This window comes from Rhizobium chutanense (assembly GCF_002531935.1).
GTDB classification, from domain to species: Bacteria; Pseudomonadota; Alphaproteobacteria; order Rhizobiales; family Rhizobiaceae; genus Rhizobium; species Rhizobium chutanense.
Window position 1 is genome coordinate 1 of the sequence record NZ_NWSV01000037.1, and the last position, 18,998, is coordinate 18,998.

The 18,998-nt window shown below is 59.6% G+C and carries 17 protein-coding genes; 16 read left to right on the plus strand and 1 reads right to left on the minus strand.

From position 1 onward, the window contains the following. On the plus strand, positions 1-565 hold a 565-nt coding region (locus CO666_RS33870; protein WP_210202069.1), incomplete at its 5' end, for a hypothetical protein. A gap of 135 nt (positions 566-700) precedes the next feature. Here CO666_RS33870 and CO666_RS30450 read toward each other — a convergent pair. Beyond that, positions 701-1,468 carry an SDR family oxidoreductase gene (locus CO666_RS30450; RefSeq protein ID WP_097615691.1) on the minus strand — a complete coding sequence of 256 codons (768 nt, stop codon included), beginning with the start codon at positions 1,466-1,468 and terminating at the stop codon, positions 701-703. Between the two features lie 136 nt (positions 1,469-1,604). Here CO666_RS30450 and CO666_RS30455 point away from each other — a divergent pair, with 136 nt between their 5' ends. The 15 genes from CO666_RS30455 to CO666_RS30520 all read left to right on the plus strand — a co-directional run bounded on the left by CO666_RS30455 (position 1,605) and on the right by CO666_RS30520 (position 18,378). Further along, complete coding sequence (locus CO666_RS30455) at positions 1,605-2,114, plus strand: flavin reductase family protein (protein WP_097615692.1); 510 nt, start codon at positions 1,605-1,607, stop codon at positions 2,112-2,114. 64 nt (positions 2,115-2,178) lie between these two features. Continuing rightward, on the plus strand, positions 2,179-2,592 hold the full coding sequence (locus CO666_RS30460; protein WP_245436897.1) for a carboxymuconolactone decarboxylase family protein: 414 nt from the start codon (positions 2,179-2,181) through the stop codon (positions 2,590-2,592). Positions 2,593-2,653: 61 nt separating this feature from the next. Beyond that, positions 2,654-3,775, plus strand: a complete 1,122-nt coding sequence (locus tag CO666_RS30465; RefSeq protein WP_097615693.1) for an LLM class flavin-dependent oxidoreductase — start codon at positions 2,654-2,656, stop codon at positions 3,773-3,775. A gap of 127 nt (positions 3,776-3,902) precedes the next feature. Then, positions 3,903-5,072, plus strand: a complete 1,170-nt coding sequence (locus CO666_RS30470; RefSeq protein ID WP_097615694.1) for an ABC transporter substrate-binding protein — start codon at positions 3,903-3,905, stop codon at positions 5,070-5,072. 87 nt (positions 5,073-5,159) lie between these two features. Beyond that, positions 5,160-6,365 carry an LL-diaminopimelate aminotransferase gene (locus tag CO666_RS30475; RefSeq protein ID WP_097615695.1) on the plus strand — a complete coding sequence of 402 codons (1,206 nt, stop codon included), beginning with the start codon at positions 5,160-5,162 and terminating at the stop codon, positions 6,363-6,365. An 11-nt stretch (positions 6,366-6,376) separates the two neighbouring features. Beyond that, positions 6,377-6,775 carry a GFA family protein gene (locus tag CO666_RS30480; protein ID WP_097615696.1) on the plus strand — a complete coding sequence of 133 codons (399 nt, stop codon included), beginning with the start codon at positions 6,377-6,379 and terminating at the stop codon, positions 6,773-6,775. Between the two features lie 149 nt (positions 6,776-6,924). Continuing rightward, complete coding sequence (locus tag CO666_RS30485) at positions 6,925-7,443, plus strand: NAD(P)H-dependent oxidoreductase (RefSeq protein WP_097615697.1); 519 nt, start codon at positions 6,925-6,927, stop codon at positions 7,441-7,443. 16 nt (positions 7,444-7,459) lie between these two features. Then, positions 7,460-8,740, plus strand: a complete 1,281-nt coding sequence (locus tag CO666_RS30490; protein WP_097615698.1) for a bifunctional 3,4-dihydroxy-2-butanone-4-phosphate synthase/GTP cyclohydrolase II — start codon at positions 7,460-7,462, stop codon at positions 8,738-8,740. Positions 8,741-9,144: 404 nt separating this feature from the next. Then, complete coding sequence (locus CO666_RS30495) at positions 9,145-9,345, plus strand: helix-turn-helix domain-containing protein (protein ID WP_097615699.1); 201 nt, start codon at positions 9,145-9,147, stop codon at positions 9,343-9,345. Positions 9,346-9,412: 67 nt separating this feature from the next. Continuing rightward, the gene (locus CO666_RS30500; protein WP_097615700.1) at positions 9,413-10,390 is read left to right on the plus strand and encodes an AraC family transcriptional regulator; all 978 of its coding nucleotides are present in this window, start codon (positions 9,413-9,415) and stop codon (positions 10,388-10,390) included. Positions 10,391-10,681: 291 nt separating this feature from the next. Continuing rightward, entirely contained in the window at positions 10,682-10,858 is a 177-nt protein-coding gene (locus tag CO666_RS34335; RefSeq protein ID WP_179869787.1) for a hypothetical protein, read from the plus strand. A 177-nt stretch (positions 10,859-11,035) separates the two neighbouring features. Continuing rightward, positions 11,036-12,064, plus strand: a complete 1,029-nt coding sequence (locus CO666_RS30505) for a DUF3991 and toprim domain-containing protein (RefSeq protein ID WP_097615701.1) — start codon at positions 11,036-11,038, stop codon at positions 12,062-12,064. 66 nt (positions 12,065-12,130) lie between these two features. Next, entirely contained in the window at positions 12,131-12,736 is a 606-nt protein-coding gene (locus tag CO666_RS30510) for a DUF1419 domain-containing protein (protein ID WP_097615702.1), read from the plus strand. Between the two features lie 12 nt (positions 12,737-12,748). Further along, positions 12,749-13,150 carry a DUF3085 domain-containing protein gene (locus tag CO666_RS30515; protein WP_097615703.1) on the plus strand — a complete coding sequence of 134 codons (402 nt, stop codon included), beginning with the start codon at positions 12,749-12,751 and terminating at the stop codon, positions 13,148-13,150. A 119-nt stretch (positions 13,151-13,269) separates the two neighbouring features. Then, the gene (locus CO666_RS30520) at positions 13,270-18,378 is read left to right on the plus strand and encodes a DEAD/DEAH box helicase family protein (RefSeq protein ID WP_097615704.1); all 5,109 of its coding nucleotides are present in this window, start codon (positions 13,270-13,272) and stop codon (positions 18,376-18,378) included. Positions 18,379-18,998 lie beyond the last annotated feature (620 nt).

The following is an 18,998-nucleotide window of genomic DNA, read 5'->3' on the forward strand; positions in this document are numbered from 1 at the left end:
GGATGGCCCAGCAGTGAAATCGACGCGCTCATGCCATGGAACTACGCCGCCTGAACGGCCACGGCTTGTCGCTTACATACATGTGGTGATCGTGTTTCTTTCATCCGCAATCGTGTTGCCGGTGGACGGCCGGCACGCGATCATCATCGACACCCATGTCACGCCCGCCAATTGGCATGCAGCACCGTCTATCTCGATCGGCTCGACCGCCAGCGGCACGGTCTCCTTCGACGTCAAGGCGGCAAAATGGAAGCCGGCTATGCAACATCCAGCGTTGGCCATAGGCGGGAGTAACGAGGTCACCTCGGCGTCAACGGGTATCGCCACTATCGAGCTGCACCAGCACCCGCCACGTCAAGATCGACGCGCGAGCGCACCCGATGCCCAGCACCTGACGTCCTGTGGCAAGGCGATTTCCAACCGCCACAAGGAAGGCAGTCGAACGCTTCTTTGCCGACGGCAAGTAACCGCACGGACCTCATTACGCCCGCTTCCAAATTCAGATCCGCGCGGCAAGAAGGTCGCCATGGCCCTGAGCAAAGCCCAAAAAGGCAGCATGGCTTAGGCCAAAGGTCTCCTCTTTGTCCGCGATCGACGCCCAGCGCAAAAAATGCCGTGTCGCAAAAATAAAAGCCCGCCGAAAATAACCGACGGGTTTTGTCAGCGGCCTGTGGGCGGCGTGAAAATGCCGCCCGTAGGTCTACTTGACCAGATGGTTTCCAATCGAAGAACCACCATCTACGGTTAAAACGCTACCAGTCGCGAATCTCGAACGGTCGGAGGCGAGAAAGAGCATGGCTTCCGCGATTTCTTCTGGCGTCCCCATTCGATCCATGGCGGCGCGGGCGTTGAACTCGCTACGAAGTTTGTTCGGGTCCTGCGCCTCAGCAAAGATCTTTGCAAAATATGGAGAGTCAATCGTGCCAGGGGCGACGGCGTTGACGCGAATTCCTTCCTTCGCGTGATCCATCGCCATAGCGCGTGTCAGCGAGGATATGGCACCTTTCGATGCAACGTAGGCCGTTCTGTCCGCTATCGCTGAGGTTGCCGTGTATGACGTCGTGTTAACGATCGAACCGCCGCCACTTCGACGCATGACAGGAATGACATACTTCGAGCAAAGGAAGATACCTTTGACGTTAACCGACATAATCCGATCCCAGGTTTCCTCTGCAATTGTCACGACATTCCCGGTCGTTCCAAAGCCCGCGTTGTTGACGAGGACGTCGATCCGACCCCACTTTGACACCGCCTTCTCAACCATGCTTTCCACGTCCTTGGCCGAAGAGACGTCGACACGAGCCCCCAGAGCCGTCGAGCCGATCTCGCCCGCTACTCGATGCGCTGCGTCCTCGTTGACGTCAGCAACGACGACATAGGCGCCGTTCTTGGCGAAGAGTAGCGCCGTTGCTCGGCCTATGCCGCTACCACCCCCTGTAACAATGCAAACCTTTTGATCCAGATCCATCGAGCGTCTCCTCTCATTTCGATGCCTGTGAGAAAACATTTTAGCAGACAATCTGTCAATAACGATAAACCCCGTTGACAGATTGTCTGCAAATCTGCTTATCTGCTTCTAACGATCTTGGCCGCGGGAGGATTAGATGGCCGATACCAGCACCGACGCGCAGTCGGATTTCAAGGCGGCTATGCGCCGTTTCACATCAACCATTTGCTTGATCACGACCGAACTCGATGGCGCTCGTCACGGCATGGCCGCGACCGCTGTTCAGTCGGTTACGGCTGACCCGCCGACAGTCCTCGTCTGCATTAATCAGTCAGCCTCGATCAGTCAGCCCTTGAAGACTTCCGGAAAGTTCGCCGTGAATATGCTGCATCTTTCACATGCGGGGCTCGTGCCGCTGTTCAGTGGAAAACTGAAGGGCGAAGAGCGGTTCGATCACGGCAATTGGCTGTCTCTCGACGGCATGCCGGTCCTGTCGGATGCCCAGGCAGCTTTTGTCTGTCAGCTGAAAGATGTCGTTCATGTTGGAACGCATGATGTTGTGCTCGGAGAAGTGCTCGAAGCCCGGTTCATAGAGTCGATTGCACCACTTCTCTACGAGAACGGTCAACTCGTCAGGTCGTCGTCCATCAGTGGATCGGCCGCATAACAGGTCGCTTGACGACCAATTAATCCACTCATCGAAAGCCCATGGGGCAACAAGGAGACAAAGGGTGAGCAACACAGCAATCGCAAGAGTGAATGGACGTGAAGTCAGCGAACGGTTTGAGCGCGGGCTAAAGACCAGACGAGAGGTTCTGGGAGGCGCGTATGTCGATGCTTCGGTCAGCAAGGCGACCGACTTCAATTGGCCGATGCAGGCACTCGTCACAGAATACTGCTGGGATGAAATCTGGAACCGGCCTGGCCTGGCACGCAAGCAACGCAGCATTCTCAATCTGGGAATGATTTCGGCTCTTAATCGCCCGCATGAACTGAAACTGCACGTTCGCGGAGCCGTCAACAACGGTCTTACCAAAGAAGAAATCAGAGAGGTTTTTCTGCAGGTTTCGATCTACTGCGGTGTGCCGGCGGCAATCGATAGCTTCCGCGTAGCTGCGGAAGTCTTTGAAGAGATGGGCATCTAATTATTCGAGGCATTTAGACGCGGCTGAGCACCATGCGGTGACAGCCGGAGGAGGACCTACAGTGACTGCACAAGACGACTTCCGCGAAGCGGGAAACCCAATGTTCAATGAAAACAAGCTCAAGCTCGGCGTGTTCGGCACCAACTGCTCGAATGCGTGTGCGATCACGCTTGCTGAAACGACTTTCGAGCCCACCTTCGACCACAACGTCGAAATCGCAAAGAAGCTCGAGGCTGCCGGTTGGGAATGCATGGTGCCGATTGCGCGCTGGCGGGGTTTTGGCGGTCCTTCTAACTTCAACGGCGTGAACATGGATACGTTCACCTGGGCAGCCGCTCTCGCAGCGGTCACCACAAAGCTCCAGTTCTTCTCTACGACACACATTCCGACCTTGAACCCGATTGTCGCAACCAAGATGGCGACAACAATCGACCACATCTCGAAGGGACGTTACGGCCTCAACCTCGTTACCGGCTGGTTCACCCCCGAAATGGAAATGTTCGGGGTTCCGATGATGGAGCACGACACCCGCTATGAATACGCCACCGAGTGGATGGAGATCGTCGAGAGTCTCTGGAAACGGAATGGCGTCACGTTTGAAGGTGAGTTCCTGAAAGTGAAGGACGCCTTCAGTGAGCCCAAACCTTATAACAAGGCGGGTCGCCCGCTTCTGATCTGCGCCGGCGCCTCGGGCAAAGGAATGCACTTCACCGCCAAGTTCTGCGATTTCAACTTCGGCTTCATGCAAGACATGGAATCTGGCGCTGCCTGGGTCAAGAAGGTGAAGGACCTGGCGCGCACTGAATACAACCGTGATCTCGGCACATTCACAGCCTGCCCCGTCATCGTTCGCGAAACGGAGAAGGAAGCACAGGAATATTACGACTACTACGTCAAGCAGAAGGGTGACTGGGAGGCCTGCGAGAACATCTGCGAAGTCCTCCAGGTGCAATCCCAAAACCATTCCGCCGAGATGTACCAGAAATTCAAGGAACGCTTCATTGCGGGTTGGGGTGGATACCCGATCATCGGCAATCCAGAACAAGTGGCCGACAAACTCGTCGCACTGAGCAATACAGGTGTCAATGGCGCCTTGCTGACGATGGTCGACTACAACGAGGAGCTTCCCTTCTTCAATGAGCGTGTGATGCCGCTGCTCAAGCAGGCAGGCCTGCGCAAGTGAACATCTCCGCGGGACGGCGATCGCCGTCCCGCCACGAACTCTGCCGGGGTCCCGGCAAGATTTCCGCGGCTGGCGACCAGAGGGGTCGGCAGTCTGAGCGGAACCACAAGGGAGAGGAGGCCCTTTAATGCTAAAGAAAGTCGTTGCAGCGCTTTTCGCACTATCCAGTCTTTATCAAATGAACGGGGTGGCGATGGCTGATGGCCTTGACTCGCTGCCGCCTGACCAGAAGGCTCTCTACGAGAATATCGATCCTGCAATTCCGCTCGGCGGAACGGTGTATAAGGATTTCGTTGCGAAGCGACCGCCGCCGTGGAAGATCGGGTATGCGTCCACATACGCCGGTAATACTTGGCGCGCGAACATGCTGGACGAATTCTCGAATGTGCTGGTGCCAAAATACAAGGAAGCGGGGCTCGTTTCCGAGCTTGTCGTCACCCAGTCAGACCTCAAGGACTCAGTCCAGATCCAGCAGATGCGGCAGATGGTGGATGACGGAGTGGATGCGATCATCATCTGCTGCTCGAACATCACCGCCCTCAATCAAACTATTGAGTACGCTCATTCCCACGGCGTGCCTGTCTTTTCGGTATCGGGCTATGTCACATCCCCATACGCGATCAACGCTACAGAGAACAACACGGACGGCGGCTACAAGGCTGCGGAGTGGCTCGCAAAGGAAATTGGCGAGAAGGGCAACGTTCTAACGGTGTCCGGTATACCCGGTTTCGCGTCATCGGATAGTTTCGACAATGGCGCGAAAAAGGCGTTTGAGAAGTTCCCCAATATCAACGTCGTAGGAAATGTAGCAGGGAAGTGGACTGACCAAGTCGCTCAAGTCGAAGTTCAGAAATTTCTTGCCACCAATCCGGCCGAGATCAACGGAATCCTCGTTCAATCGGCGTCTGAAAACGGTGTCGTGAACGCGGTCCAGCAATCCGGTCGCGATATGATGCCTATTGTGCTCGGCGGTGAAGCTTCCGCCGCGTGTTACTGGCGTCAGAACCCTGACTTTATAAGCAAGAGCTTCCATTTCTGGCCGCCCCGCTCAGATGCCCGCCTCGTATGGGACGTGATGATGCGAACGCTCCAAGGCCAGGGACCAAAGATCCAATCAATCCTACGTCCTGCTCTTCCTTACACCATCGATGATGTGAAGAAGGTGTTGAAGGAAGACTGCGATCCGAATTCCACGGATTGGATCGAGCCGGAAAACAATAGTTGGTGGCCTGCAGATGTCGCTAACACGTACTTTGAACGCCCCGTCGATCCGCTGGCTTGGCGCCCAAAGAAATAATGCCGTTTCTCCGCCAGGAGACCTCCCAGCCTCCCGCGTCGGTCTCGTTACCGGCGCGGGGGGAAGCTCTACGTGATTGGAAAGAGTGTGCCGGACTTTCACAAAATTCAACGTCTACCACCCTACGTCTTCGAACAGGTCAACCGTTTGAAGGCCAGCGCGCGAGCGGGTGGCGCGGACATTATCGATCTCGGCATGGGCAATCCCGACCTTCCGACGCCGAAGGCCATCGTCGACAAGCTGTGCGAAGTGGTCCAGGACCCGCGCACCCACCGTTATTCGTCCTCCAAGGGCATTCCCGGCCTGCGCCGTGCCCAGGCCGCCTATTATGCCCGCCGTTTCGGCGTCAAGCTGAACCCGGACACCCAGGTCGTTGCGACGCTCGGTTCCAAGGAAGGCTTCGCCAACATGGCGCAGGCGATCACCGCGCCCGGCGACGTCATCCTGTGCCCGAACCCGACCTATCCGATCCATGCCTTCGGCTTTCTGATGGCAGGCGGGGTGATCCGCTCGATGAACGTCGAGCCGGACGACAGCTTCTTTCCGCCGCTCGAGCGGGCCGTGAAGCATTCGATTCCGAAGCCCCTGGCGCTGATCATCAACTACCCGTCCAACCCCACCGCGCACGTCGCTTCGCTGGACTTCTATAAAGAGGTGGTGAGCTTTGCCCGGAAGCACGACATCATCGTGCTGTCGGACCTGGCCTATTCGGAAATCTATTTCGAAGGCGAGCCGCCACCGTCCGTCCTGCAGGTTCCGGGCGCGATGGATATCGCGGTCGAGTTCACCTCGATGTCGAAGACCTTCTCCATGCCCGGCTGGCGCATGGGCTTTGCCGTCGGCAACGAGCGGCTGATCTCGGCGCTGACCCGCGTGAAGTCCTATCTCGACTACGGTGCCTTCACGCCGATCCAGGTAGCCGCGACCCATGCGCTGAACGGCGACGGTTCCGACATCGCCGAAGTCCGCAACGTCTACAAGCGCCGCCGCGACGTGATGGTCGATTCGTTCGGCAAGGCCGGCTTCGAAGTGCCGCCGCCCGCCGCGACTATGTTTGCCTGGGCGAAGATCCCGGAAAAGTTCCGTCATCTCGGTTCGCTTGAGTTCTCCAAGCTGCTGGTCGAGAAGGCCGACGTGGCCGTGGCGCCGGGTATCGGATTTGGGGAAATGGGTGACGAATATATTCGTCTCGCCCTGGTTGAGAACGAGCATCGCATTCGTCAGGCGGCGCGCAACATCAAACGCTGGCTTGGCGACCTTGGAAAATACGATCTCAAAGCAATAAACCAGTGAAAGGATACCCGATGGCAATCTTGGGATCATGTCAATGCAAGGCCGTTACGTATGAGGTTCAGGAAATTGACGGACCGATGTGGAATTGCTTCTGTCAAACATGCCGGAAGTCACACGCCGCTGACCACAATACGGCCGCTAAGGTGAGAAGCGAGCACTTCAAGATCCTATCAGGTCAAGATGTGCTCAAGAGTTTCGAATCGACGCCTGGAAAGCTGCGGTGGTTTTGTTCGACGTGCGGTTCACATGTGTATGCGGAGCGGCCCGCAAGTCCAGAACTTAAGGTGCTTAGAGCTGGCACCTTTGACACTGACCCTGGCAGCGTGCCGATGTCAAATGTGTGGGTGTCCCATGCGAAATCCTGGCTGGCCCATGACTCGTCCAAACCAAGCTCACCCGAGTTCCCGTAGGCGAGAGGTTGCTTCGACCTGCTCTTAACTGGGGCGAACCTCACAAGCGAGGTACGTGTCTGATCTTCCGTGTACACGAGCGGGTTTCTTTGATCGACTTGTTAATTGTAGGATTGTCTGATAGTAAGAGTGTATGGAGTGGCCGCGGCATGAAAGTTGTTGTAATAACGGGGAATTTGAATCGCCCATCGAAAACCCGGGCCGTCGCTGACTACGTGGTTGACCGAGCTCGAGCTTCTGGCGACGAGGCAATCAGCTGGGATCTTGTCCAGCTTCACCCACACCTTGGGGCGGCAATTTGGCCTGCCAACGCTGCGGAGATTGTTAAAGCTGCGCTTGACGATGTCGCGACCTGCGACGTTTTGATCGTTGGAAGCCCAGTCTATAAGGCGTCTTACACCGGATTGCTGAAGCACTTGTTCGACCTCCTCGACATGAGGGCGCTTAAGGGGCGCTACGTCATCCCCTTTGCAACCGGAAAATCACCGCCTCACGGGCCGCTCGTGGAAGCCTCGATGCGAGCCTTATTTGACTTTTTCGATGCACAGGTTTCGGACAATTTCATTTTCGCTCTCGACGAAGACTTCGACGAAGCGGGTCTATCCGCAAACCTGCGCGCCCTCGTGGACAAAGAACTCGATACCGCGCGCCGCGCCGTCAGCCCATAATGTGCAGGAGGATGCCATGGCTTTTTCGAGCATAGACGAGGCGATCCAGGCGATCGCGGCAGGCAAAATGGTTATCGTGGTCGATGACGAGAACCGCGAAAATGAGGGCGACATTGTTGTTGCTGCTGAAAAAACAACAGCTGAGCATATCGCTTTCATGATGAGGTTTGCGAGAGGCTTGATCTGCGTTCCGCTCCCGGCTGAGCGTCTCGACGATCTTGAAATCCCCCTAATGGTGACACGTAATTCGGACTCGCTGCAGACGGCATTTACCGTCTCCGTCGATTACAACCGCGGTACGACAACAGGGATTTCAGCAGAAGATCGAGCAGCAACCGTTAGGTCGCTCATTGATCCGGAGACCCGGCCGGAAGACCTTTCGCGGCCAGGTCACGTCTTCCCATTGCGCGCAAATCGTCTCGGCGTCTTAGGTCGTCCTGGCCACACTGAAGCCGCCGTGGATCTTGCGCGCTTGGCGGGCCTGGTGCCGGCTGGTGTCATCTGCGAGATCGCCAATGATGATGGGTCCATGTCGCGACTGCCAGATCTCGAGAAGTTCGCGAACACCCACGGCCTACACATAATAGCGATCGACGCTTTGATTGAGTACTGCAGGAGCCACGATCCTAAGGTCAAGCGTTACGCGCAATCTCGTATGCCAACGCGATTTGGTGAATTCAATGCGATCGCCTACCGCGACGCATTGACTGGAACGGAACACGTAGCATTGACACTTGGTGAGCTACGCGAACAAGACGACGTTTTGGTGCGCGTGCACTCTGAATGTCTGACAGGGGAGGCCTTCCGCTCCCTGCGCTGCGACTGTGGCCAACAACTCGAAATGGCTCTTCGGGCGGTCCAGCTAGCCGGTGCGGGTTGCGTGATTTATATGCGCGGCCAAGAGGGACGTGGCATCGGCTTGGGAAATAAGATCGCCGCCTACAGTTTGCAGGATCATGGTTTTGACACTCTCGAAGCCAATCGGGCGCTCGGCTTTGCATCCGATTCCCGTAACTACGACGCCGCTGCGGAAATCATCCGCGACCTCGGTATCAGGACGATCCGCCTACTTACCAATAGTCCCACAAAAATCGAGGCGCTCCAAACTTCAGGCGTAATCGTGTCGTCCCGCCAGAGTCTGATCGCCGCGTCAAGCGCGTCGAACATCACCTATCTTCAGACAAAGCGAGATCGATTTGGCCACCTTTTAGACCAAGACGCATCAATTGAACGCGTCGGTGGTGACAACGTCGTTTCGGTGTTGAATGCGCAGGTTTTCTCGGGACTGCTGGGGTAGAGACCACTCCGAACCACGGGTCTGCCACAGTTTGTCATGGCCTGTGTGGATACGTCGTAGACGCGGCCTGTAGCGAATGAATGGTAATGTTTTACGGCTGCGCTGCCGCACCGTTTGCTTCGGAGGAAAAGAATTCGGCTTGCTCGAAAGAAATTTCGACAAGTCAGGGCAAAAGTTCCATAAATATGCTTATGCGATCTGTTATAACATAACATGAATTGGACCGAGGAAGAGACTTCAACTCCCCAGCCTCCTCCCGAGGCAACTGGCTGCCGTCGACCAGGTCCCGGCGGCAGCCCTTTTTTCTTGGCGCATCGCCACCTTCCCTTCCACGGATGTTTCAATAGGGGCATTCGGCACCACGCCCCCCACCGACTACGGCGCAACCAACCGCGATTTTTGTCATGAAGGAATGGATACTTTCGCCGCTTGAAAAGACCTGCCTTCGATGGATTTCTCAAGGCAGGACAATTGCCGAGATCGCGTTGCTTGAGGGCAAAAGCGTCACCGAGATCGAAGGTTACCTCCAGCGCGCGCTTGCCACGCTGGAGGCAGGATCAACGGAAGAAGCTCTCGATAAGGCCAATCTCTTGGAGCCAGAGTGAATGACTCCGCTGAAGGGATTGAGAACGAAGAATCGCCGCGCGCTCGCTCCGCTGGGTTTGGCAACTCTTGGAGGGTTCGTTGCCGTATCGTGCGCACTCGAAATTTGCAATTGATCAGGCTGATGGCGGTCGGATGCTGGCGCACGACGCGAGCGCGTTGATTTCGACAAGATTTGAACCGCTTAGCCATTGGAAGGCCGTCGAGGACGGCCACTACATCGTCGGCCGTTTCAGCGCATCGAAGGTAAGGTGTCGTTCGGCCCTGAAACAGGCGTTCGACGGCGCTCCCGACGCCTATGTTCTTTACCTGCCGTTCCCCAATGCATTGCCCGAAAGCTGTGCCGGTGCGCAACGCTTCACCACGCGAAAATTCGGTTTTCTGGAAGATCTTTCGCAGTTCGATCAACTGACCGCTGATGAACATCCGAGCTATATCGCCCTGTCCTTCGAAAAGGCCGCGATGGTTCAGCAGGTGAGCGAACTGCTTAATGGTCCTGTGATGGCAGACCTTCAATTCGACCGCGTCGTCGATCTGGCCACCGAAAAGGGTTTGCGCTTAGCGGCGCTCGGCCATCTCGTCTGGAGTTGCGTCAATCTATCCGACGCGGATCGATTGGCGCCGGCCGCCCTCGAGCGCCTGTTTCAGGCGACGATGATCGCCCTTCTGGAGGTTGCTCCTAATAGCTACATGCCGCAACTGGAGCGGCCCGTCTCACCGGCTGTCTCCTGGCATGTGAAACGCGCGATCGATTACATGCATGCCAACCTCTCGCAACCCATTACGGTCGCCCGGATCGCGGCCGAGACGGGTACAAGCGTCAGGGCATTGCAGACGGCTTTCCAGCGGTTCAAGGGCACGACGCCTTTGGGCTTTCTCAGAATGATCCGCCTCGAAGCTGCGCGACGAGCGCTCACGGACGATGGCGGCGCACGATCGATCGCCGATGTGGCGCGCAATGCAGGGTTCACCCATATGGGGCGGTTCGCCGCCGCCTATTATCAAGCTTTCGGCGAAGCGCCTTCGGAAACGGTCCGGATGCGCTGAGTTTCCGGTCGACGGGTAGGGGAAGGCGGAACGATCGTTGCTGCTGAGGCGGCGAGGAACTGCCACAAGTTCGATAGGCGTGCGTGGAACTTCATCTCCTGCGGAAGCAGCCCAATCCCGCTCTTTGTGATGGCGTCCTGGCCCGGCGCCGGATCTTCCACGATCAACCCGTAAAGGGTCCGCTAGCGAGCTGCGGCCGCTTCGGCTTTGCCTCGCGGTGATCGCGCCCGTCGTCGGGCCTTTTGAGGAGCCATCGAGCGGGATTGGCCCGCTCCCGAAGGAGCCTCTCATATGTCGCACGACCTCTCTCTCGCCCAGTCCCACGCCTTCCAGCTCTCCCGCGACCTCATGGTCCCGGTCACCGTCTTCGAAGTCGACGGCGAATACGGCGTTCTTCCCTCTGACGAGATCGACGCCGACGATGACCTCGCGATCATTCACGAATTCCACCCTTGGCAGGCTCATTGAGCCGGCGTTGTGCCTTCGGCGTGCCGCTTGCGAGCGGCAGGCCGCAAGGGAGGCTGCGCCGCGGCCGGGCATTGCATGATCCGACAATTGTCAGCCGCGCCCTTGCGGCCTTTGCTCTTCGCGGCTGGTGGAAGTGCGCCGTGAAACGACGTGCAAGGAAGGCAGAGAGGAAGAGGCATGAACAGAGAAGAAATTGAGGCGTTACGCGAGCGGGTGAGCTGTGCGGCTGTTCTTGAGCAGGCGGGCTTCGCCATCGATCTTAAGGAAAGTACGCGGCGGGCGCTGAAGTTTCGCCGAGCAAGCGAGATCATCATCGTCACCCATGAGGGGCGCGGATGGTTCGACCCCCTCAGCGATGCGAAAGGCGATGTGTTCGGACTTGTCGAACATCTCGATCATGTCGGGTTTTTGGAAGGCGCCGGAAGGGTCGCCGATCTCGTCGGTTTCGCAGTCACGGAGCCGCAATGGCAGACGCCGCGGCCTGATCAAGACTACGACCTTTCTCTGCTCGAGCGTTGGCAGGCTCGCCGCCGTCCCTGGCCCAGCTCATCGACCTGGGTCTATCTCAAGGATGAGCGCTTTCTGCCAGCCACTTTGCTCCGCGCCACAATTCGCCAGGACCGCCTGCGAGAAGGTCCATATGGCAGCGTGTGGGCGGCGCATACGGACAAAGCCGGGATTGTCACCGGCTGGGAGGCGCGAGGGCCGGAATATCGGGGCTTTGCCTCCGGAGGAACGAAGGTTCTCTTCCGTCTGGGGCCGGACACAGCGTTGCGCCTGGCTGTCACCGAAGCTGCGATCGACGCCATGAGCCTCGCCGCCATCGAAGGGCTGCGCGATGGAACAGTCTATCTCAGCACCGGTGGCGGATGGTCGCCATCGACGGACGCGGCGCTGCGGCAGATGGCGTCGCGACCCGATGCTCTCCTCGTCGCCGCGACAGATGCCAATCCGCAGGGAGAGACATTTGCCGAGCGGTTGCGGGCGCTCGCTGACGAGGTCGGCTGCGACTGGTCGCGGCTCCGCCCGCCCGCGGAGGACTGGAACGAGGCCCTGAAAATCAGGGAGAAAGAAAAGAGGGAAAGAAAGGAAGGCGGCGTGCCGCATTCGCGCCGCCCGCGTCAAGGGAAGCTTCGCCCGGGCGAGCCGGCCCTTGACCCGGCCGGCCGCGATGCCGGCGACCCGGGAGGTGTCATGAAGGACTGAAGAGGATGGCAAGGTCGATAGGACAGTGCTGCGCTTCGGTCCGGAACCATCTCGAAGGAACCGCAGATGAATCCCTCTCCCGCAATCCGCAAAATCTTCCAGGGCGTCGCGTCACGCCAGCAAATGTTCCGCATGTTCGACCGGCACGCCCAGCGTCCGAACCGTTGGGAAGGCGACGCCTCGCCTCTCTATGCGGGCGAATGGTTCGAGATGGGCGAGGCCGAGCACGACTATATGTTCGAGATCCTGCCACCGCTTTGGATCCGCGGCTCGATGTTCGCCATGCGCGAGTTTCTGACGGGTTCGGTGACATCGGTGTTCTTCGCCTTGCGGTTCGACGGCGTCATCCGCCATTTCCATGGCTATTGCGATCTTTCCGACAGGGAGACCGTCGAGCGTATGCGCGTGGCGATCATCGAGCGCGAAAGCCGGCCGGTGCGGCCTATGACGCGTGAGGAACGCCTGGAGCATATCTGGAGCATCACGGCGGACGACTATCGTGGCTATGCCGGCGATCGCTGGGACGAAGCCGCGCGCGGCAAGCGCACGATCATGCTCTACGGCGGCGCAGCGGGCAGCACTCTGAAACTACTAAACGATCTGACGGACGACGAGATCGCGGCCAAGCTGCCGGTGCAATTGCGCCAGCTCCCCTCGCCGATCGCTGCATGAAGGAGGTCCGTTATGCTTTCCTTCCCGCTCACATCGGTCCGCGACGTCATCGCGCGCGGCCGCGCCGATGCGGAAGCCCATGGCGGCTTTCGCAACCCCTACTACGGCCTGCGCCCTGGCAAGGACGAACAGCCGGGTCTCTGGCTCGTCGGCGACCAGGGGGTCTATCTGATGTCCAATGGCAAACTGCCCGAGGGTGCCAAGCCTTTGGTGGTCTATGCCGCGGAATGCGATCCTCGCACCAATGACGACTGGTTCGCTGTCAAACGCCGGACCTTCGGCGGCGACGACGGGGTCGATTTCATCGATGCGGAACAGCTCGAAGCGATGATGGCGGCGGCCCCGGAGGCGACGCACCTGCGTATCGCGTTCCTTCAAGACTCGATGCAGTTCGTCCTGGTCGCGAAGCCTTAAGGCTCTCGCGACCGGCCCGGCCCGTTTGGCCACCAATCCCAAAACCCCTGAGTGTCCTTCAGTCCCGCCGGTCCTTCCCGCGGGGTGATGACGCTCGCCCATTTCCCGAGGAAAATTTCATGAGCAACGATCCCTTCACTCTCGACATGTTCGGCAGCAGCGCGCTGTCGTCCGGCCTCGGCCTGGGCGTCACAGCATTCGGCGGCTTCGAGCCGGTCGCAGCCAGTGACGACGACCCCGAACCGACGCCGCCCTCTCCTGCCCCGGCTTTGCCGGTCGCGGCGATTGAACCTCCGGCGCCCCGGCGGCAGGGCAACCGGTGCAACTTCTACCTCGACGATGCGGATCGAGGCTTGGCCGTATCCTGGAAGGATCGCGCCCGCGCCAATGTTGCTGCGATCCTGATCGCGAATAGCATCGAAAAGCAGGATCGACCAGCCACTCCGAAAGAGCAGGCGCAACTCGTCCGCTTCACCGGCTTCGGCGCCTCGGAGCTGGCGAACACGATGTTCCGCCGCCCTGGCGAGATCGACTTTCGCGCCGGCTGGAGCGAACTCGGTGGCTCGCTCGAAAGCGCTGTTTCGGATGCCGACTACACGTCGCTCGCTCGTTGCACACAATATGCCCATTTCACACCGGAGTTCATCATCCGGGCAATCTGGTCGGGCTTGCAGCGGCTCGGCTGGCGTGGCGGCCGCGCGCTCGAGCCCGGTATCGGCACGGGCCTGTTTCCAGCTCTCATGCCGGCCGTGTTCCGGGACAAAACCTTCGTCACCGGCGTCGAGCTTGACCCGGTCACTTCCAGAATCGTCCGGCTGCTGCAGCCGAAGGCCCGCATCATCACCGGCGACTTTGCGCGCACCGATCTGGCGCCGATCTATGATCTCGCGATCGGCAATCCACCCTTCTCCGATCGGGCCGTCCGGTCAGACCGGGCCTATCGCTCGCTCGGCCTCCGGCTGCACGACTACTTTATCGCCCGGTCGATCGACCTGCTGAAACCCAGCGCACTCGCCGCTTTCGTCACCAGTTCCGGCACGATGGACAAGGCGGACGCGACAGCGCGAGAGCACATCGCCAAAACCGCCGACCTGATCGCCGCGATCCGACTACCGGAGGGCAGCTTCCGCCGCGACGCCGGCACGGATGTCGTGGTCGATCTTCTCTTCTTCCGCAAGCGCAAAGTCGCGGATGCCGAGGGCGACTTGTCGTGGCTCGATCTTGAGGAACTGCGGCCCGAAAGCCGAGACGAAGGTGCAATTCGCGTGAACCGCTGGTTCGCGCGGCATCCCGAATTCGTGCTCGGCAATCACGCCCTCACCTCCGGACCCTTTGGCGAAACCTACACCTGCCGGCCGCGCGCTGAGGAGGATCTGCAGCTGGCTCTCGAGGATGCCATCCGGCGCCTTCCCGAAGGCCGCTATGACGGCGAGCCGACCGCAATCGACATCGACCTCGAGGATGAGCTTGGCGAGATCGTCGACCTTCGCCCAGGCGACGCCAAGGTCCGTGAGGGTAGCTTCTTCATCGACAACAGGCACGGTCTGATGCAGATGGTCGACGGATCTCCGACAGCCGTGATCTTGCGAAAAGGGCGATCAGGCGAAGGCCTGTCCGAAAAGCACGTCGGCATCATCAAGAAGCTGATTCCGATCCGCGACGCCGTGCGCGAGGTGCTGAAGGCCCAGGAGCAGGATCGGCCGTGGCGCGATCTGCAGGTTCGCCTGCGCATCGCTTGGTCGAGCTTCGTGCGCGACTTCGGACCGATCAACCACACCGCGGTCTCGATCAGCGAGGATGAAGAATCCGGCGAGGTGCGCGAAACCCACCGCCGCCCGAACCTGCAGCCCTTCCTCGACGATCCCGATTGCTGGCTGGTCGCTTCGATCGAGAATTACGACCTCGACACCGATACGGCAAAACCAGGCCCGATCTTTTCGGAGCGTGTGATTTCGCCGCCTGCCCCGCCCGAAATCACCAGTGCCGCGGACGCGCTGGCCGTCGTGCTCAACGAACGCGGTCGCGTGGACGTCGAGCATATCGCTGAGCTGTTGCACAGGCCCGCCGATGCGGTCGTCGACGAACTCGGTGACGCAATTTTCCGGGATCCGGCCGACGGTTCGTGGCAGACGGCGGACGCCTATCTCGCCGGTCCGGTCCGCACCAAGTTTGCCGTCGCTGAAGCTGCCGCGGCGCTGGATCCAGCCTACGAGCGCAACGTCCGCGCGCTTCAGGCAGTCCAACCCGCCGACCTTCGTCCCTCCGATATCACCGCGCGCCTCGGTGCGCCGTGGATTCCTGCCAGCGATGTCGTGGCTTTTGTAAAGGAGATGATGGGTGCCGAGATCCGGATCTACCACATGCCGGAGCTTGGGAGCTGGACCGTCGAGGCACGGCAGCTTGGCTACAGTGCCGCCGGCACATCCGAATGGGGCACAAGCCGCCGCGATGCCGGTGAACTGCTCGCCGATGCGCTGAACAGCCGCGTGCCGCAGATCTTCGACGTCTACAAGGATGCCGGCGGCGAGCGCCGGGTCCTGAACGTTGTCGACACCGAGGCGGCGCGCGACAAGTTGCAGAAAATCAAGGAAGCCTTCCAGAACTGGGTCTGGACCGATCCCGATCGCACCGACCGCCTGGCGCGGGTCTATAACGACCGGTTCAACAATCTCGCGCCAAGACGTTTCGACGGCTCGCATCTCAAACTTCCGGGCGCCTCGGGCGCCTTTGTTCTTTATGGGCACCAGAAACGCGGTATCTGGCGGATCATCTCCTCCGGATCGACCTATCTTGCGCATGCCGTCGGCGCCGGCAAGACGATGACGATGGCAGCTGCCATCGAGGAGCAGCGCCGCCTGGGGCTGATCGCCAAGGCCATGCTCGTCGTCCCCGGCCATTGCCTGGCACAGGCGGCGCGCGAGTTCCTGGCGCTCTACCCGAATGCCCGCATCCTCGTCGCCGACGAGACGAACTTTACCAAGGACAAGCGCGCCCGCTTCCTGTCGCGCGCAGCGACGGCGACGTGGGATGCGATCATCATCACGCACTCGGCCTTCAGGTTCATCGCCGTGCCGTCCGCCTTCGAACAACAGATGATCCACGATGAGCTGGAACTTTACGAGGAGCTGCTGACCAAGGTCGACAGCGAGGACCGCGTCTCGCGCAAGCGCCTCGAGCGGCTGAAGGAAGGTCTGCAGGAGCGTCTGGAAGGGCTTGCGACCAGAAAGGACGATCTGCTCACCATCGCCGAGATCGGTGTCGACCAGATCATCGTCGATGAAGCCCAGGAGTTCCGCAAGCTTTCCTTCGCGACCAACATGTCGACGCTGAAGGGCATCGATCCGAATGGCTCGCAGCGCGCCTGGGACCTCTATGTGAAGTCCCGGTTCCTCGAAACGAAGAACCCGGGCCGCGCCCTTGTGCTTGCCTCCGGCACGCCGATCACCAACACTCTCGGCGAGATGTTCTCGATCCAGCGCCTGCTCGGCCACGAGGCTCTCGCCGAACGCGGCCTGCACGAGTTCGATGCCTGGGCGTCCTGCTTCGGCGATACGACCACCGAGCTGGAGATCCAGCCGTCCGGCAAATACAAGCCGGTCAGCCGGTTCGCGAGCTTCGTCAATGTCCCGGAACTGATCGCCATGTTCCGCGCTTTCGCCGACGTCGTCACGCCGGCGGATCTCCGCGAATACGTCAAGGTGCCTGACATCTCCACCGGCCGGCGGCAGATCCTGACCGCCAAGCCGACGCCTGCCTTCAAATCCTATCAGCAGATCCTCGACGCCCGCATCAAGGCGATCGAGATGCGCGAGGGACCGGCTGAGCCCGGCGACGATATCCTGCTCTCGGTCATCACCGACGGCCGCCATGCGGCGATTGATCTTCGTCTCGTCATGCCGGCGAACGACAATGAGGAGGACAACAAGCTCAACCTCCTCATCCGCAATGCCTTCCGCATCTGGCAGGAGAGTGCCTTCAGCACCTATCTCCGGCCGGACGGCAAGCCCTTCGAGCTGCCCGGCGCCGCGCAGATGATCTTTTCCGATCTCGGCACGATCAACGTCGAGAAAACCCGCGGCTTTTCGGCTTACCGCTGGATTCGCGATGAGCTCGTGCGGCTTGGTGTTCCCCCGTCGGAAATCGCCTTCATGCAGGACCACAAGAGGACCGAGGCCAAGCAGCGGCTGTTCGCCGACGTGCGCGCCGGCCGGGTTCGGTTCCTGATCGGGTCGTCGGAGACGATGGGAACGGGCGTCAACGCCCAGCTCCGGCTCAAGGCGCTGCATCATCTCGACGTACCCTGGCTGCCGTCTCACATCGAGCAGCGCGAAGGTCGCATCGTCCGGCAGGGCAATCAGCATGATGTCGTCGACATCTTCGCCTATGCCACCGAAGGTAGCCTCGACGCCTCCATGTGGCAAAACAACGAGCGCAAGGCCCGTTTCATCGCGGCTGCGCTGAGCGGAGATACATCGATCCGCCGGCTCGAAGACCTCGGTGAAGGACAGGCCAACCAGTTTGCCATGGCCAAGGCAATCGCCTCCGGCGATGAGCGGCTGATGCAGAAGGCGGGTCTCGAAGCCGATATCGCGCGGCTGGAAAGACTGCGCGCCGCCCATGACGATGACCAGTATGCGGTGCGCCGGCAGATGCGCGATGCGGAACGTGACATCGAGGTTTCGACCCGCCGCATCGGTGAGATCGGCCAGGATATCGGGCGGCTTGTGCCTACAGCGGGCGACGCGTTTGCGATAAAGGTCCTTGGTAAGGAATACGATGAGCGTAAGGAGGCTGGTCGCGCGCTGATGAAGGAAATTCTCACGCTCCTCCAGCTTCAGCAAGAGGGCGAGGTTCACCTCGCATCCATCGGCGGCTTCGATCTGGTCTACGAGGGCGAGCGCTTCGGACAGGGCGATGGGTATCGCTACGCCACCACGCTCCAGCGCACCGGCGCCGACTACGAAGTCGACCTTGCTGTCACCGTGACGCCGCTCGGCGCCATCTCCCGCCTCGAGCATGCGCTCGACGGGTTCGAGGAGGAACGCGAGCGCAATCGCCATCGCCTGGAGGAGGCGCATCGGCGGCTCGTCTCCTATCGCTCGCGCGATGGGGGCACTTTCGCCTTCGCCGACGAACTTGCCGAAAAGCGCCGACAGCTTCGTGACGTCGACGATGCTCTTGCAGCCGCGTCAGTTTGGAACGACGACGCCCCGGCGGTCGCTGCTTGATCTGGGGCAGTGATTTTGATGCAGCGCAGCATTTGCATAGCTGCATTGCACAATATTTGCTTTCTTTCCGATCGAAATTTGAGCATAGTGCTCACAGCTGATGCACATGGCGGTTTTCCTCCCAGTGCCGCCGCAGCAGCTGTTCCCCTCTGGAGGTTTAAATTACCTTCATACCTATAGGGCCCGAGTTTTCTCGTGGCCCTCTTTTTTTGTCCTGATTTCCGTTTGTCGATGCACCGACCCTGACGATCGGGTCGCCGGCGGCTTCACCGCGCTCAGGAAATCAGCTCGACACGCTCGATCGTTTCGATCAGCCGCTCGCTCATATCCTCCGGGTCGTTCAGGACCGTCACGAAGTCGGAAAGGCTCGGACGCCTCTTGCCGGGCGATTCCCAAGGTCTCGGTGAACACCAGGATCTCGTCTTTTCCCGGAACGATCTGAAAGGCAAATATCTCATTTGCATCGTGCATTGGAACCTCCTTGAGTTGCACACCAGCCTACGGCGCCTTCCTGACCGCCGTGAACTCTCAAAAGTGCGAGTAGGAGGGTGAGAAGAAGGAAGGACAGGAAACCGGTCGCAGATCGGTCCTCCCGTCGCCGCTTGCGCTCAATCGCCGCC

Excerpts from the sequence above, each read along its gene's own strand:
- CO666_RS30455 (WP_097615692.1), top strand. The coding sequence starts at position 1,605 with ATGGCCGATACCAGCACCGACGCGCAGTCGGATTTCAAGGCGGCTATG.
- CO666_RS34335 (WP_179869787.1), top strand. The coding sequence starts at position 10,682 with ATGTCGCACGACCTCTCTCTCGCCCAGTCCCACGCCTTCCAGCTCTCC.
- CO666_RS30490 (WP_097615698.1), top strand. The coding sequence starts at position 7,460 with ATGGCTTTTTCGAGCATAGACGAGGCGATCCAGGCGATCGCGGCAGGC.
- CO666_RS30480 (WP_097615696.1), top strand. The coding sequence starts at position 6,377 with ATGGCAATCTTGGGATCATGTCAATGCAAGGCCGTTACGTATGAGGTT.
- CO666_RS30510 (WP_097615702.1), top strand. The coding sequence starts at position 12,131 with ATGAATCCCTCTCCCGCAATCCGCAAAATCTTCCAGGGCGTCGCGTCA.
- CO666_RS30505 (WP_097615701.1), top strand. The coding sequence starts at position 11,036 with ATGAACAGAGAAGAAATTGAGGCGTTACGCGAGCGGGTGAGCTGTGCG.
- CO666_RS30485 (WP_097615697.1), top strand. The coding sequence starts at position 6,925 with ATGAAAGTTGTTGTAATAACGGGGAATTTGAATCGCCCATCGAAAACC.
- CO666_RS30495 (WP_097615699.1), top strand. The coding sequence starts at position 9,145 with ATGAAGGAATGGATACTTTCGCCGCTTGAAAAGACCTGCCTTCGATGG.
- CO666_RS30470 (WP_097615694.1), top strand. The coding sequence starts at position 3,903 with ATGCTAAAGAAAGTCGTTGCAGCGCTTTTCGCACTATCCAGTCTTTAT.
- CO666_RS30450 (WP_097615691.1), bottom strand. The coding sequence starts at position 1,468 with ATGGATCTGGATCAAAAGGTTTGCATTGTTACAGGGGGTGGTAGCGGC.
- CO666_RS30520 (WP_097615704.1), top strand. The coding sequence starts at position 13,270 with ATGAGCAACGATCCCTTCACTCTCGACATGTTCGGCAGCAGCGCGCTG.
- CO666_RS30515 (WP_097615703.1), top strand. The coding sequence starts at position 12,749 with ATGCTTTCCTTCCCGCTCACATCGGTCCGCGACGTCATCGCGCGCGGC.